The 15,758-nt window shown below is 43.5% G+C and carries 12 protein-coding genes; 6 read left to right on the top strand and 6 right to left on the bottom strand.

What is annotated here, in order from left to right; genetic code table 11:
• Positions 1-114 precede the first annotated feature (114 nt).
• Positions 115-594, bottom strand: a complete 480-nt coding sequence (greB, locus tag VRUMOI_RS11760) for a transcription elongation factor GreB (protein ID WP_089137729.1) — start codon at positions 592-594, stop codon at positions 115-117.
• Positions 595-782: 188 nt separating this feature from the next.
• On the opposite strand from greB, the gene VRUMOI_RS11765 reads away from it, so the two are divergent.
• Together VRUMOI_RS11765 and VRUMOI_RS11770 are read left to right on the top strand one after the other, a co-directional pair.
• Positions 783-3,101 carry a Tex family protein gene (locus VRUMOI_RS11765; protein WP_089137728.1) on the top strand — a complete coding sequence of 773 codons (2,319 nt, stop codon included), beginning with the start codon at positions 783-785 and terminating at the stop codon, positions 3,099-3,101.
• Between the two features lie 484 nt (positions 3,102-3,585).
• Positions 3,586-4,509 (top strand): DUF4382 domain-containing protein, encoded by a 924-nt coding sequence (locus VRUMOI_RS11770; RefSeq protein WP_089137727.1) that lies wholly within the window; start codon positions 3,586-3,588, stop codon positions 4,507-4,509.
• Positions 4,510-4,810: 301 nt separating this feature from the next.
• Here the strand turns inward: VRUMOI_RS11770 and glpQ are convergent, their stop codons facing one another.
• From glpQ to VRUMOI_RS11790, 4 genes are all read right to left on the bottom strand, one after another.
• Positions 4,811-5,857 carry a glycerophosphodiester phosphodiesterase gene (gene glpQ, locus VRUMOI_RS11775; RefSeq protein WP_174208814.1) on the bottom strand — a complete coding sequence of 349 codons (1,047 nt, stop codon included), beginning with the start codon at positions 5,855-5,857 and terminating at the stop codon, positions 4,811-4,813.
• 229 nt (positions 5,858-6,086) lie between these two features.
• Complete coding sequence (gene glpT, locus VRUMOI_RS11780) at positions 6,087-7,448, bottom strand: glycerol-3-phosphate transporter (protein WP_089137742.1); 1,362 nt, start codon at positions 7,446-7,448, stop codon at positions 6,087-6,089.
• Between the two features lie 247 nt (positions 7,449-7,695).
• Positions 7,696-9,195, bottom strand: coding sequence for a glycerol kinase GlpK (glpK, locus tag VRUMOI_RS11785; RefSeq protein WP_162598374.1), 1,500 nt, complete (start codon positions 9,193-9,195; stop codon positions 7,696-7,698).
• A 45-nt stretch (positions 9,196-9,240) separates the two neighbouring features.
• On the bottom strand, positions 9,241-10,092 hold the full coding sequence (locus VRUMOI_RS11790) for an MIP/aquaporin family protein (protein WP_089137724.1): 852 nt from the start codon (positions 10,090-10,092) through the stop codon (positions 9,241-9,243).
• Between the two features lie 441 nt (positions 10,093-10,533).
• On the opposite strand from VRUMOI_RS11790, the gene glpD reads away from it, so the two are divergent.
• Both glpD and VRUMOI_RS11800 read left to right on the top strand, forming a co-directional pair.
• Positions 10,534-12,078 carry a glycerol-3-phosphate dehydrogenase gene (gene glpD / locus VRUMOI_RS11795; protein WP_089137723.1) on the top strand — a complete coding sequence of 515 codons (1,545 nt, stop codon included), beginning with the start codon at positions 10,534-10,536 and terminating at the stop codon, positions 12,076-12,078.
• A 113-nt stretch (positions 12,079-12,191) separates the two neighbouring features.
• A complete protein-coding gene (locus VRUMOI_RS11800; protein ID WP_089137722.1) occupies positions 12,192-12,959 on the top strand; it encodes a DeoR/GlpR family transcriptional regulator in 768 nt (255 codons plus the stop codon).
• A gap of 384 nt (positions 12,960-13,343) precedes the next feature.
• Here the strand turns inward: VRUMOI_RS11800 and bioH are convergent, their stop codons facing one another.
• The gene (gene bioH, locus VRUMOI_RS11805) at positions 13,344-14,108 is read right to left on the bottom strand and encodes a pimeloyl-ACP methyl ester esterase BioH (RefSeq protein ID WP_089137721.1); all 765 of its coding nucleotides are present in this window, start codon (positions 14,106-14,108) and stop codon (positions 13,344-13,346) included.
• A gap of 49 nt (positions 14,109-14,157) precedes the next feature.
• Here bioH and VRUMOI_RS11810 point away from each other — a divergent pair, with 49 nt between their 5' ends.
• Positions 14,158-14,913, top strand: coding sequence for a ComF family protein (locus VRUMOI_RS11810; RefSeq protein WP_231897458.1), 756 nt, complete (start codon positions 14,158-14,160; stop codon positions 14,911-14,913).
• Between the two features lie 183 nt (positions 14,914-15,096).
• Entirely contained in the window at positions 15,097-15,684 is a 588-nt protein-coding gene (gene nfuA, locus VRUMOI_RS11815) for a Fe-S biogenesis protein NfuA (RefSeq protein WP_089124673.1), read from the top strand.
• Positions 15,685-15,758: the final 74 nt, after the last annotated feature.

Raw genomic sequence — 15,758 nt, forward strand, 5'->3', positions numbered from 1 at the left:
TTAACTGTCTATCGGTGACATTAACAATCACCAAACGCCTAACGACCAGAATACTTAAAAACAAAGTCTATTGTCTTTAACTAAGTACCAGTTTGTAACAAATACATACCTTTTTTATGGATTTTGATATCGAATTGAGTTTACAAACCACTCTTTATCACCATCTGGTGTTTTTACCACCACCTCATCATCCACTTCTTTTTTCAGCAACGCGCGTGCCATGGGTGAATCAATCGAAATATAGTCTTTCGCATCACCGTAAATTTCTTCCGGCCCCACAATACGAAATGACTTCACATCACCGGCTTCGTTTTCAATTTCGACCCAAGCGCCAAAAAACACTTTGCCTTCTTGCTGCGGCGAGTAATCCACAATCGTCACTTCTGGCAGAAATTTACGTAAAAATCGTACCCGGCGATCAATTTGACGTAATAGCCTCTTATTGTATTGATAATCAGCATTTTCACTTCGATCACCTAGACTGGCCGCCCAAGTCACGATCTTAGTGATCTCTGGGCGTTTTTCATGCCATAAATGATCATGTTCAGCTTTTAGCTTATTATAGCCCTCTCGGGTGATCAGTTTGGTTTTCACAACAATATCCCGATAAAAAGAATCGACTAGAAATTAAGGTTATTTTACTTGTTTTTAAAGCTTTTTATTATTCTAGCTTAGATTAATTATGTTAATTTCATGCCAACTCAGGATTAATCCCTTGCTCCCTAAGGGATTAGCTTGCAGAATCCTAAGCAATAAAAGCATCATAATAAAAGAGAGACTCCATGAGCCAACAGAACCAAATCTGTCAGATCATCGCTCAAGAATTAAATGTTCGCGTTGAACAAGTTCTTGCTACCGTCACCTTGATCGACGATGGCAACACTGTGCCTTTTATCGCGCGTTACCGTAAAGAAGTCACCGGCGGCTTAGACGATACCCAATTGCGTAATTTAGATAGCCGTTTAAGCTATTTACGCGAACTTGATGACCGCCGCCAAACCATCCTTAAATCGATTCGTGAGCAAGATAAGCTGACCCCTGAGCTTGAAAAAGAAATCTTAGCCACCGATAGCAAAACCCGTTTAGAAGATCTCTATCTACCTTACAAACCCAAACGTCGTACTAAAGGGCAAATTGCGATTGAAGCTGGCCTTGAACCACTTGCCGACGCGTTATGGCAAAACCCACAACTCGATCCTGAAGTGGAAGCGGCAAAATACATTAAAGATTCGATTGCCGATACCAAAACAGCACTGGATGGTGCGAGCGCCATTTTAATGGAACGCATGGCGGAAGATGCCGACCTTTTAGACAAAGTGCGTACTTACTTGCAAAAAAATGCCGAACTGCAATCACGAGTAGTGACCGGCAAAGAGCAAGAAGGCGAGAAGTTTAAAGACTACTTTGAACATAACGAACTTATCAGCCGCGTGCCGTCACACCGCGCGCTCGCGATGCTACGTGGTCGCAATGAAGGCTTCTTACAATTAAGCCTTAACGCCGATCCAGCGCAAGAAGAAAGCGTCCGTGGCTCTTATTGCGAAACCATTATTGCTGAGCATTACCGTATTCACTTTAACAATGCCCCTGCCGATAACTGGCGTAAGCAAGTGATCAGTTGGGCGTGGCGTATTAAGATTTCAATGCATCTTGAAACCGAACTGATGGGCGCGATGAAAGAACGCTCTGAAATCGAAGCGATTGAAGTATTTGCGACTAACCTAAAAGACTTGTTGATGGCAGCACCGGCTGGCCCTCGCGCTACTTTAGGTTTAGATCCAGGTTTACGCACCGGCTCAAAAATTGCGGTAGTCGATGCGACAGGTAAAGTACTGGCAACAGAGACTATCTACCCACATCAGCCGCATAACAAAGTGGAAGCTTCCACCAATACCATTTTGAAATTAGTGAAAGCACACAATGTCGATTTAATTGCGATTGGTAACGGCACCGCTTCTCGTGAAACCGATACGTTAGTGGCTGACATCATCAAGCGTCACAACTTAAAAGTACAAAAAATCATGGTCAGTGAAGCCGGTGCATCGGTGTATTCGGCGTCTGAATTAGCCGCCAAAGAATTCCCAGAAATGGATGTATCGCTGCGTGGCGCAGTGTCGATTGCCCGTCGCTTGCAAGATCCATTGGCTGAATTGGTGAAGATTGATCCTAAATCGATCGGGGTGGGTCAATATCAACACGATGTTAGCCAGTCAATGCTCGCCAAACGCCTAGATGCCGTCGTAGAAGACTGTGTGAATGCGGTTGGGGTCGATGTCAATATGGCGTCTGCCGCCCTATTAACTCGTGTAGCCGGTTTATCGACTACGATGGCGCAAAACATTGTTGACTATCGTAATGAGCTGGGTCGTTTTGAATCACGCTCCGCACTGAAAAAAGTGCCTCGTTTAGGGCCTAAGGCGTTTGAACAATGCGCTGGCTTCTTGCGTATTATGGATGGTAAAAACCCGCTCGATGCATCTTCTGTTCACCCAGAAGCCTACCCGGTAGTGAAAAAGATTGCCGAGCAAACCGGTAAAGCGACGAAAACCTTAATTGGCGATAGTGAGTTCTTGCGTAACCTACGAGCCGCTGATTACACCGATGAGACTTTTGGTCTGCCAACCGTCACCGACATCATCAAAGAGCTCGATAAGCCGGGTCGCGATCCTCGTCCTGAGTTTAAAACCGCAACCTTTGCCGAAGGGGTTAATGAGGTTAAAGATCTTGAAATCGGGATGATTTTAGAAGGTGTGGTATCGAACGTGGCCAACTTTGGTGCCTTTGTCGATATTGGTGTTCACCAAGACGGTCTCGTGCATATTTCCGCCTTAACCGATCGCTTCGTTGCCGATCCACGTGAAGTAGTGAAAGCCGGTGATATCGTCAAAGTCAAAGTGATGGAAGTCGATATTCAGCGTAAGCGTATTGCCCTCACAATGCGTTTAAATGATGAACCGGGCGAGCAACCGTCACAACGTGGCGCGAAACCGAGCAACGATCGTCGTCAAGCGCCTAGGCAGCAAACACAACGCCAAGCAGAACCCGCGAATGCTGCAATGGGCGGTGCTTTTGCGGCCGCGTTTGCTAAAGCGAAGAAGTAGAAAAGAGGTAGCGAGTTACGAGGAAAAGCATGCTCGTAACTCGTATTTCGGACGCGTTGCGGCTCGTGGCTCGAAAAAGCGAAAAGACTGGAGCGGGAGCCGAGTGCGCTGCGCTTCGGGTTGCGAGAAGAAGATTTTCGTCGCTCTGGTATAGAAGATACGGAATCTCCCACAGCATGTTGAAACTCAAATTGCGGTGGGAGATCCTGAACTACACTCCTTCGTCGTTATTCAGGATGACGTTTTTCTACACGACATAAAAACACTCCATATACCAAGCCTTCCCAGCCACGAGCAGTGAAACGCCGGAAAACCGAGTACCGTAACCACTTTTCAGCTTACGAGCGCAGCATCCCCACATCTCGGATCTTCCCGTCAATCCTACGTCAATAAATGTTAAACCTTGAACATCCCTGTTAACAACTGAGCAACCTATCACTACACTCATCTCTACAATATAAAAAGATCTTATAGGGATGTAATCATGAAATATTTAGCAGCAGTGTTAGCAACGTCAGCCTTAATTCTTACCGGATGCGGCTCCGACTCATCGGATAGCGAAAAAACCGCTAACGTCTCTTTTGCCGTATCCGATGCGCCAGTCGATGAAGCTGAATCGGTAACCATCGCGTTTACTCAAGTTGAACTTATTCGACAAAACGGTGAGCGTGTTTTGTTAGATGTCGAACCAGACTCTCCGGGAGTGGATTACCAGCAACTGGATTTACTTGATTATCAAGGGTCTGACTCTGAGTTGATCATTACCCAACAACCAATCCCAGTCGGTGAATATAAAAATTTAATTCTACACATTAGCGATGATTCTAATGTCAATTTTGTTGTGGATGCTCAAGGGACACAACCGCTAAAACAACCAAGTAATAAACTACAACTCGGTGGCTTTACGGTAAGTGAAGATGCGACTCAAGCATTCACTATTGAATTTGATTTACGTAAATCTTTAGTGATGCGCGGTAATCAAAATAATAACAATGGTTATATTCTCAAGCCTCATGGCGTCACGATTGTTGATAATGAAAAGGCGGCAACATTGAAAGTGACAGCTCCAGTATGTGCATTGGAAGATGCTAATTTCGTTTATTTGTACCAAGGTAAAAGTTTAGACCAAGGTAAACTTGGCGATCTTTATGATCAAGAAGATGAAGAATTTAGCAGCGACGTTCCAGAAGGAACCATTGCACCGTATGCAACAGCTGAAGCTAATATTTCTGGCGAATATGAATTTGGCTTTTTACCAACTGGAGACTACACCATTGCACTTTATTGTAATGGCTCAGATGACGATTCAATCCAGTATGATGGTTTGACTATTCCACAACCCGCAGGGAAAGTTAAAGAAGTCACATTAGTTAATGGAGACGTAACCACCGTAGATTTTGCCATTTAACATTGATTAGGCTTTCCATCCCAAAAGGCGGACCGAGTTCCGCCTTTTTCTCCGCTATTACACAAGCAATGAGCCGAGCATAGACATTAATCGCAGTGATAGTGGCTGAGTGATGGTTATCATTGAATATTTCAATTGAAATAACATTTAAAAACGATATTTAAGCGATCTTGGTTATGGGAAATGGAATCAACTAAATAAGGATGACAACTTAAATTCATCATCTTTATGATTGAGCGACTGATGTAGACGTTAAAAGCTCGATCCACAAACCGAGCTTTTAAATTAAGGAGCTCTAAAATTAACGATTTAAGAACTGTACCGCTTTATCTGGAAAATCGGTAAACACACCGTCGACCTTAGCTTTGTTGTAAAAGATATCCAACATGTCAGTAAAGTCTGTAGCATAACTTGGGATACGACCTTCATCGGCTCGGAAGGTATAAGGATGAATTTTTAGTCCCTCTTTTTTAGCAAAAGCAACCAATGGCATCACATTGATATTCGTTGGCGTCGACTTTTCATCAATCACCATTGGTTTCCAAGGGCCAATACCATCTGCATATTGCGCGACTTTGTGCATGCCATCCGCTTTAAACATCCAGTCATAACTATAAGGTGTGGCTTTATCACCGTTATACACCATGGTTTCATTCCAATCGGTATACGCGATTAATTGTACTAACTTAAGATCCATCCCCATCGCAGGCATTAATTCTTTATCAATACGTTTGAGCTCGATAGGATCAAAAGATTGTAAATAAACCTTATCTTGCTTATTGGTGTAACCATATTTTTTCAACATGGTCAGCACCGCTTTACTGATATCTTTACCTTCATGACGATGGAAAGCTGGCGCTTTAATTTCAGGATACAAACCAATGCCATAACCGAGTGTTTTGTTTAGGCCTTGGATCATTTCAATTTCTTCAGCAAAAGTTGGAACAGAAAAATTTGACTGCCAAATAGGGAATCTCCCTTGAAATGCAGCTTTAGGTTGGCCTGACTCATCCAATACAAATCCTTCGGTCACTTTTAATTGTTTAATTTCTGCCAAGGTAAAATCAATCGCGTAATAGCGGCCGTCTTTTCTCGCACGATTTGGAAAGATCTCTGCCACATTGGTCACACGGTCCAAATAATGATCATGCAATACCACCAATTGATCATCTTTGGTCATCACCACATCTTGTTCGATGTAATCGGGCTTCATCCCGTACGCTAACGCTTTTGCTGGTAAAGTATGTTCTGGCAAATACCCCGAGGCACCGCGATGAGCAATAACAATTTGCTCAGGTTCTTCACCAGCCCAACTTATGTTCAATGCACAGATATTCGTGACAATCATCACCCCCAGTAAACGGATTCTTTTTTTCATTATTCTTTTGTTTGGTAACTTTTGGCTCAACAACATATAAAGATCCTTATCAAGTCGCTAAAAAATAGCCCTTATAAACTGCTATAAAAAATTCACTATGCTTATTCGGAGTGACTCCTTAACTAAACCATAGTGAATTTTTAATGACACAAGAGCGGCACTTATCCATCATAAGCGCCGATTTCTTACCAATATATTGCTAACTTAATTTCACTTTTAGGCTATTCTCACCACGGTATTTACCTTCACCAAAATGAGCCACAATGAAGCAAAGAATCGAAATTACACATGCTGAAGTCAAGACCATGAATCCACCATCCCAACCGAAGTGGTCAACGGTATAACCAAGGATAGCATTTGCAGCAACCGCCCCACCCAAGTAACCAAATAGGCCCGTTAATCCTGCCGCTGTGCCAGCCGCTTTCTTTGGCACTAATTCAAGTGCGTACAAGCCAATTAACATTACAGGGCCATAAATTAAGAAACCAATTGTAATCAATGCCAGCATATCGATAGTTGGTTGACCCGGTGGATTAAACCAGTACACCAACACGGCTAACGTAACCAAAACCATAAACAAAATTCCAGCTGGTGCACGCTTACCTTTGAATAACTTATCGGAAATCCAACCGCACAGTAATGTCCCTGGGATACCTGCCCACTCATATAAGAAATAAGCCCATGAGGATTTATCAACGGTGAAGTGCTTTACCTCACCAAGATAAACCGGTGCCCAATCCAATACGCCATATCGAATTAAATAAACAAAAGCGTTTGCCACCGCAATAATCCATAGCACAGGATTATTGAATACAAACTGGAAGAAAATTTCTTTCGCTGAAAGCTCTTTTTCATGCTCTTGGCTGTAATCATCTGGATAATCGTCTTTATATTCTTCAATTGGTGGAAGTCCACATGATTGAGGGGTGTCCCGTACGGTTAGCCAGATATAGAAAGCCACTAAAAGCGCGGCAAATGCAGGTACATAGAAAGCCGAACGCCAATCATCATTAAATGCCCATAGACCAACTAAAAACAATGGGCCAATCAAACCACCGCCCACGTTATGCGCAACGTTCCAGACCGAAACAATTTCACCACGCTCTTTCTTTGACCACCAATGCACCATGGTTCGACCACAACCAGGCCAGCCCATCCCTTGGAACCAGCCGTTTAAGAATAATAGAATAAACATTGCTGTCACACTGCCGGTCGCCCATGGCATAAAACCAAAGCACAACATAATCAATGATGACATCACCAATCCAACCGTTAAGAAATACCTTGGGTTGGAACGATCTGACACACTGCCCATCAAAAATTTAGATAAACCATAAGCAATCGAGACAGCTGAAAGCGCTACCCCTAATTGCCCGCGAGTAAAGCCCTCTTCAATCAGATATGGCATCGCCAAACTGAAATTTTTACGTACTAAGTAATAACCCGCATAGCCAAAAAATATGCCTAAAAAAAGTTGCCAGCGTAAGCGAGTATAGGTAGAGCTGATCTCATCATCGCCCAAACGCTCAATGTGCGCTTTAGGTTTAAAAATATGGATCATAATGACCTCGGTGAGTATTAATGTGAATTGAGAACATATTTTTTTGACGTCTATGGTTACTTTAGGATCAGCAAAATACTCGCGTAAAAAGCAAGTACCAAGAACCATATCTATCGATATAAAAATATGAGGTTTAAAATGAGTAACCCGTTATTGGGACTCGGTTGAAGCAAACTGGGGCATAGAAACCATATTACAGTTGCTTCTATGCCCGTCGTTTATGTTAATTATTCGTATTATGAGTCACTTACTCTTGCACCCAGCCTTTGGCACACTCAACTGCACGCTTCCAGCCATCATGACGGCGTTGACGTTTACCATCATCAGCACACGGTTGGAATGAGCGATCCAACACCGACTTGTGTTTCAACTCATCAATGCTGCCCCAGAACCCAACCGCTAAACCGGCAAGATAAGCGGCCCCTAATGCGGTGACTTCTGTGACGACAGGACGTTGCACTTCAGTATTTAATACATCCGATTGGAACTGCATTAAGAAGTTATTGGCCACCGCGCCACCATCGACTTTCAAGAAATCAAGCTTGATACCGGAATCCGCCTGCATCGCTGAAATAACATCTAAAGATTGATACGCGATACTTTCTAGAGTGGCACGAATAATATGATTGCGGTTCACTCCACGAGTTAAGCCAACAATCGCACCGCGAGCATACGGGTCCCAATGTGGCGCCCCTAAGCCAGTAAACGCGGGCACCACATAAGCGCCATTAGACGTTTCCACTTTAGTCGCAAAGTATTCCGTATCGGCTGCATCGCTAATAAGCTGCAATTCATCACGTAACCATTGAATCGACGCGCCCCCCATAAAGACCGCCCCTTCCAATGCATAGCTGACTTCGCCTTTCGGGCCACACGCCAGCGTGGTTAATAGGCCGTTTTGTGAGGTGACTTTTTTATCGCCTGTATTCATTAACAAGAAACAACCTGTGCCGTAGGTATTTTTGGCTTGCCCTGCTTCCACACACATTTGACCAAACAAGGCCGCTTGCTGATCACCGGCAATGCCAGCGATTGGAATACGCGTACCACCTTTACCACCAATGTTGGTTTGAGCGTAGATTTCAGAAGACGATTTCACTTCTGGCATCATGGATTTAGGGATACCCAGTGCATCAAGAAGTTTGTCGTCCCACTCAAGCGTATTGATGTTAAATAGCATGGTACGGCTGGCGTTCGTTGGATCAGTAACGTGAGTGCGCCCTTGAGTCATATTCCAAATTAGCCATGAATCAACGGTGCCAAACGCCAACTCACCCTTTTCAGCTTGTTCACGCGCCCCTTCTACATTATCCAAAATCCATTTCACTTTGGTGCCAGAGAAGTATGGGTCAACCACTAGGCCGGTATTTTCTAGAATGTATTCTCCAAGTCCGGCTTTTTTTAGCGCTTCACAAATGCTGGCGGTACGACGACATTGCCACACAATCGCGTTATAAATAGGTTTACCGGTAGTGCGGTTCCAAACAATGGTCGTTTCACGTTGGTTGGTGATACCAATTCCAGCGATTTCATCAGAATGAAGACCGCCTTTGGCTAACGCTTCCACTAAGGTTGAACTTTGCGATGCCCATATTTCTAGTGGATCATGTTCTACCCAACCCGCTTGAGGATAAATTTGGGTAAATTCTCGTTGCGCGCTACACACAATATTGGCATCACGATCGAGTACGACGGCACGAGAACTGGTTGTGCCCTGATCGAGAGCGACGATATATTTCTTTTCCATGATATTTTCCTATTTTTAAATCGTGATGTTTCTATTTTTTAATTATTAGACATTGGTTGACACTTGCGGTGCATTTTCAGCGGGTTCATTCGCTGCATTTTGGTCATCAGTAAGATATAAGCCGATCACTTTCGGATATAGCCAACCACCAAAGGAAGCCCCGAAGATTGGCGCGAGAATCGGAACAATAAAGTAAGGGATATCTTTACCACCAGTGAGCGCCATCTCCCCCCAACCGGCTAGGTAGGCAAAAAACTTCGGCCCGAAGTCACGCGCTGGGTTCATCGCAAAGCCGGTCAAAGGTCCTAGCGAACCACCAATTATCGCAATCAATAAACCGATTAATAATGGCGTCACCGCCCCATTAGGTGCACCATTGCGATCATCCCCTAACGCTAAAATCACGAACATCAACACCGCGGTAATGACAAACTCGACCGCAAACGCCCCACCAAAACTTAATGCTGGATTCGGGTAAGTTGAGAAAATACCCGCTAAGGCTAGGCTTTCTTGAGAGCCTCGCACCATATTATTGGCAAGTTCATATTCGTTAAATAAATTGCTATATAAGGCATAAACCAAAGCCGCTGAGCTGAAAGCCCCTAAAAGCTGAGAACCGATATAAGGAACGACTTTTCGTTTATCGAAACCATGAAACAAGGTTAATGCAATGGTCACTGCTGGGTTAAGGTGTGCCCCCGACACACCTCCCGCACAATAGATGGCAATCGCGACTCCGAGCCCCCAAATAATACTGATTTCCCATTGACCAAAACTTGCCCCAGTTAACACTAAAGCGGCGACACATCCGACCCCGAAAAAAATCAGTAGGCCAGTACCGATAAATTCTGACAAACATTCTCCGAGCAGCTGCTTTTTATTATTTTCTAATGACATTTTGACGACCTATTATTAGTGAAGCAATGACGGTTGGGTGGTGCTGCTATCTCGAACAAGATTTACCCACGTCAACTCGACCGCTTCTAGTTATTGGAAGAATTCGTTGCTAAACCTACAACATGTTTCATTTATGTAAACAAACAATCAACATAAATATGCGTACGCTCATGTTTTTAATTATTCGAACACAAATGAACGATATTGAATTCCAAAAACCAATAATGAAAATCAACAACATACGAATAACAAATAGTTAAAAATGAAAAAACACCAAAGAAAAACAATATAAAGCACATAAAATACAAACAGATAAATACAAAAAGCTCGGTATTCGTACAAAAAATATCAAAATAGAACTGGACAGAAATTTTATTTTCGGTAGATTAAACCAAAATGCTCGAACGAACATTTAATCGCTAAATTCGAACAGAGGTTAAGATGAACAAGCCAGGAAATGTAAATACAGTGTTAGACATCATTGTTGTCGGTGGTGGTATCAACGGCGCAGGAATCGCTGCCGATGCTGCAGGTAGGAACTTAAAGGTCGGTCTTTATGAATCGAGTGACTTTGCTTCTGCCACTTCATCTGCCAGTTCGAAATTAATCCATGGCGGCTTACGCTACCTAGAGCATTATGAATTTCGTTTAGTCTCAGAGTCGTTGGCTGAGCGTGAAGTATTATTGAAAAAAGCGCCACATATCGCCAAACCAATGCGTTTCCGTTTGCCTCATCGCCCATTTTTACGCCCTGCTTGGATGATTCGCGCGGGATTATTCCTTTACGATCACTTAGGAAAACGCACGACCTTAAAAGGCAGCCATAGCGTCAACTTTCGCCCGACCCATGTGCTAAAAGAAGAGATGGTCAAAGGCTTTGAATACTCAGATTGCTGGGTCGATGATGCGCGTTTAGTACTACTCAACATTCAACAAGCCGAGCAACATGGTGCTGAAATTAAAAACTACTGTCATGTAGAAAAAGCGGAGCGAGTCGGCGATTTATGGCATGTCACCTTATTTGATAAGCGCACCAATACTCGCTTTGAACGTCAATCTCACGCGTTAGTGAATGCCACTGGACCTTGGGTGCGTAGCTTCATTACCGATAATATGGATGCACAATCACCGTATGGGATTCGTCTCATCAAAGGTTCACACATCATCGTGCCTAAGATCCATAATGAAGAGCAGGCTTACATTCTACAAAACGACGATCAGCGTATTGTGTTTGTGATCCCCTACCTTGAAGACTACTCATTGATTGGCACCACCGATGTCGAATATAAAGGCGATCCTCGTCAAGTCACGATTGATGAGCAAGAAATTAATTACTTAATCGATGTGGTAAATAAACATTTTATCCATCAAATATCGCCAGAGGATGTGGTCTCAACTTACAGTGGTGTACGCCCACTATGCGATGATGAATCTGATTCACCGCAAGCCATCACACGTGACTACACCTTGTCACTTGAGCAAGAAAGAGAAGAAGCACCATTGCTGTCTATTTTTGGTGGTAAATTAACCACCTACCGCAAACTGGCAGAGTCGGCGATGAAGCAACTTTCACCATTCTTTCCACAAATGGGAGACAGTTGGACGGCAGAATCAATACTCCCTGGTGGCCAAGGTTATGATGAAAACTTGTTGGCAATGAAATTGCGCCAACAATGTCCTTGGGTGAGTGAGAAAACACTGCGTCGTTATTGTCACCAATATGGTGTGAATGCACACATCATGCTCAAAGGGATAACAAACGAAAGCGACATGGGCAAGCACTTTGGGCAAGATGTATACCAATGTGAAATTGATTATTTACTCGCTCATGAATATGCCTATACCGCTGAGGATATTTTATGGCGTCGCACCAAGTTGGGTATTTTGCTTTCACAAGTAGAACAAGCGCTCGTGAACGATTATATCGAACAGCAATCTCAAAGTGCTAATGAAGATAAGCTCGATTGCTCAAAAAAGGTGGGATAAATATAACGTTTTGAGCATGACTTGAGTGTAAGTAAGGAGATAAATTGCCTTTCATTGCGCGAATAACGTAAACTATTTTCAAATTTTATCGGTAACGTAAAAGGGAAAATGACGTGAAAGCGAGTGAAAGGCATAAAAAAATCATCGAATTGGTCAAAGCTCAAGGCTACGTGAGTACTGATGATTTAGTGGCTATGTTTGATGTTAGTCCTCAAACTATTCGCCGCGATCTCAATGAATTAGCCGATGCCAATAAAATTCGCCGAAACCATGGTGGTGCCACGCTCACCAATAGCGCAGAAAACTCACCATATAGTGACCGCAAAGTGATGAATCAAAATGAAAAAAACAACATCGCCCGCGCACTCGTCAAGCACATTCCAGACGGTTCAACCCTATTCATTGATATTGGCACCACGCCGGAAGCCGTCGCCAAAGCCTTACTTGAAAGCCACCAGCAGCTACGGATCGTTACCAATAATATTAATGCCGCGATTATTTTGATGAGCAATCCGGATTTCAAAGTAATTTTAGCTGGCGGTGAAGTACGCAATAAAGATGGTGGTGTGACCGGCGAAGCAACGCTGGATTTCATTTCTCAATTTCGCTTAGATTTCGGTATTTTAGGCATCAGTGGTGTTGATTTTGATGGTTCACTGCTCGATTTTGACTACCACGAAGTAAGAGTGAAACGTGCGATCATCGAAAATAGCCGCGCAGTATTCCTACCGATCGACCATTCTAAATTTGGCCGTAATGCGATGGTGAATTTAGGCAAAATTGAAGATATCGATTTGATTGTCACCAACCAACGTCCACCAAAAGAAATTACGGCGTTGATTAAAGATTTAGATATTAAGATTGAAGTTATAAAAGCGTAAAGGTTCCTAGTTTCTAGGAAAAAGAATTCGAATCTCGTTTCTCGGTCGCTGCGCTACTCGTCGTTCGGCTGTTCACTATACGTTTCTTTTTCAAGCGACGAGAAGCAGAGCGCCCTAGCCACCAGCAACGAAACTCTTTTACGCTCTACGCGCAAACAAACTCCGTCATCCTGAATAGTGAGGCACGAACGTAGTTCAGGATCTCCTATAACAAGCGACCTCTCAAAGGCACTCGTTCAATCTCAACACGCTTTGGGAGATCCTGAACTGCGCTCCTACGTCGCTTTTCAGGATGACAATGTTTTATTCTGTCTTGCCTCTTCTAGGAACTAGGAACCAGGGTCTAGAAACCTTCTTTTCACATAACTCTTAACTCGTGATCGATTAACTAACCACAAACTCCGTCACCTTCTCACAGAACGCCTCATGCTCGGTCATAAAAGGCGCATGAGACGAGGATTGAAAGATATAACTGTCACTATTCGGTGCATATCCCCCTACTAAATCCGCGACTTTCTTTGGCACTAATCCATCAAGGCGACCGTATAAGCGCAGCATTGGCGCTTGAATATCAGATAAAGCTGGACGCAAATCCACTTGTGCGAGAATATCGAGCCCTAAAGCCAATGCTTCAGGATTCGGCATCGGGCGCGAAAACACTTGCTTTTTAATGGCTTTGACATCCTTTCTTGCCGACGGACTACCTAAAGCTTGTAAGGTCATAAAGCCTTCAATCGTCAGTTTAAAATTATTGGTCAATTGCTCAGTAAAATCCGTCAATACCTTAGGCATAATGCCACGCCAACCTTTTTCGGCAGCAAACTTCGGTGAACTAGCCAGTGTAATCAATTTGTCGACTCGATCAGGATGCTTTAGTGCAATGTTGGTCGCCACCAAACCACCTAATGACCAACCAAGATAGACCGCCGTTTTAGGCGCTTGGGCTAACACTTGACGACAAATATCATCCAGATCATCCGCGCTTGCTTGATGGCTTAACCCATAACCGGGTAAATCTACGCTATGAACACGAAATTGTACCGATAACGCATCTATGGTTTGCTGCCATACTGCGCCATTCATTCCCCATCCATGAATAAGAACAATATCTTGTCCTTCACCTTGCGATTGCCAATGCAGTTGTGTCATTGCCTTTTCCTACTAATTTCATACCTAGTCGATATTGTTCTGGTTAATGATGACATTATTGATTCAATTTTTCAGCTTATCGCCAATGAAATTACTCGAACGCATAAAACACGGCTTACCTAGTCAGTGTCATTTATGTCGCTTAACCATCACACCACAAGACGCCCATTCGTTACATAGCCTTTGGTGCCAACATTGTGTTGAACGTTTTATCGATACTACCCCTCGCTGTCAACGTTGTGGCTTGAGAACCGTTACCCCGGTAGAGCAATGTGGTCAATGTCTGACGCAACCTCCAAAATGGGATCGTTTGTATTGCATTAATGATTATCAAGCACCACTAAAAGCCTACGTTCAAAAATTAAAATATCGTCGTCAATTCTGGTTAGCTAGCGAGCTTGCTTTGTTACTTGCGCCGATGATTAATGAGCCTTGCAGTGAAATCATTCCAGTACCGTTACATTGGCGTAGACAGTGGTCGCGAGGTTTTAATCAAAGCGCTGAAATTGCCCACCATTTAGCAAAATATTGGCAAAAACGAGAATTTGATTGCCAAGTCAACCATGAGGTTTTTCGCCGAATTAAAGCTACGCCACAGCAGAAAGGATTAACTAAAATTGAACGTCGACGTAATACCAGGCGCGCTTTTCAATTAAAGAATATTCCCCTCACTCAACATGTGGCACTGGTTGATGATGTCGTCACCACGGGCAGCACTTTAGAACCGTTATGTGTATTACTGAGAAAAGCAGGCGTCAAACAAATTGATGTGTACTGCTTATCTCGCACCCCCACACCGAATTAAGTTAACTTATATCAAAGATGATTAGCGGTGTAGTGAAGCGAATGAACACTATCAACAAAGCGGCAGCGCCCAGTACCAAGGAGATAGATCAAGTTTGTTGAAATTATCAGTAAATTGGTTTGATCCCTACGGTAAGAGGAGTAAAATAACCGAAAAGCCCACTAAAATAGTCAGGTATTAGTCGTGTCAGATACAATTACTATTACAGAAAGTGCTCAAGAGCATTTTGCAAAACTACTGGAACAACAATCTAATGAAACTCATATTCGAGTTTTTGTAGTAAACCCTGGTACACCTAACGCAGAGTGTGGCGTATCTTACTGTCCACCAGAGTCGGTTGAATCATCAGATACTATCTTTGAATTCAAAGGCTTCAACGCTTACGTTGACGAACTGAGCCTGCCGTTTTTAGAAGAAGCAGAGATCGACTTTGTAACCGATAAAATGGGCTCACAGCTAACACTAAAAGCGCCCAATGCCAAAATGCGTAAACTGGATGACGATGCCCCTCTGATGGCACGTGTTGAGTATGCGATTCAAACGCAAGTAAACCCACAGCTCGCCAGTCACGGCGGCCATGTTAGCCTTATTAGCATTTCTGATGATGGCGTAGCACTGGTGCAGTTTGGTGGTGGTTGTAATGGTTGTTCAATGGTCGATGTCACGCTAAAAGAAGGCATTGAGAAGCAGTTAGTTGAACAGTTCGCCGGTGAGTTAACCGCGGTACGTGATTCAACAGAACACCAATCGGGTGAACACTCGTATATGTAATTAAGGAACGAGGTTTCTAGTCCCTAGTTTCTAGGAAAAGCAAATTCCGTTTCGTTGCTCTTCTATCTAAAAAG

Source organism: Vibrio rumoiensis, from assembly GCF_002218045.2.
In the GTDB taxonomy this organism is placed as follows: Bacteria; Pseudomonadota; Gammaproteobacteria; order Enterobacterales; family Vibrionaceae; genus Vibrio; species Vibrio rumoiensis.

Excerpts from the sequence above, each read along its gene's own strand:
- VRUMOI_RS11765 (WP_089137728.1), top strand. The coding sequence starts at position 783 with ATGAGCCAACAGAACCAAATCTGTCAGATCATCGCTCAAGAATTAAAT.
- VRUMOI_RS11770 (WP_089137727.1), top strand. The coding sequence starts at position 3,586 with ATGAAATATTTAGCAGCAGTGTTAGCAACGTCAGCCTTAATTCTTACC.
- glpQ (WP_174208814.1), bottom strand. The coding sequence starts at position 5,857 with ATGATTGTCACGAATATCTGTGCATTGAACATAAGTTGGGCTGGTGAA.
- glpT (WP_089137742.1), bottom strand. The coding sequence starts at position 7,448 with ATGATCCATATTTTTAAACCTAAAGCGCACATTGAGCGTTTGGGCGAT.
- glpK (WP_162598374.1), bottom strand. The coding sequence starts at position 9,195 with ATGGAAAAGAAATATATCGTCGCTCTCGATCAGGGCACAACCAGTTCT.
- VRUMOI_RS11790 (WP_089137724.1), bottom strand. The coding sequence starts at position 10,092 with ATGTCATTAGAAAATAATAAAAAGCAGCTGCTCGGAGAATGTTTGTCA.
- glpD (WP_089137723.1), top strand. The coding sequence starts at position 10,534 with ATGAACAAGCCAGGAAATGTAAATACAGTGTTAGACATCATTGTTGTC.
- bioH (WP_089137721.1), bottom strand. The coding sequence starts at position 14,108 with ATGACACAACTGCATTGGCAATCGCAAGGTGAAGGACAAGATATTGTT.
- VRUMOI_RS11810 (WP_231897458.1), top strand. The coding sequence starts at position 14,158 with ATGACATTATTGATTCAATTTTTCAGCTTATCGCCAATGAAATTACTC.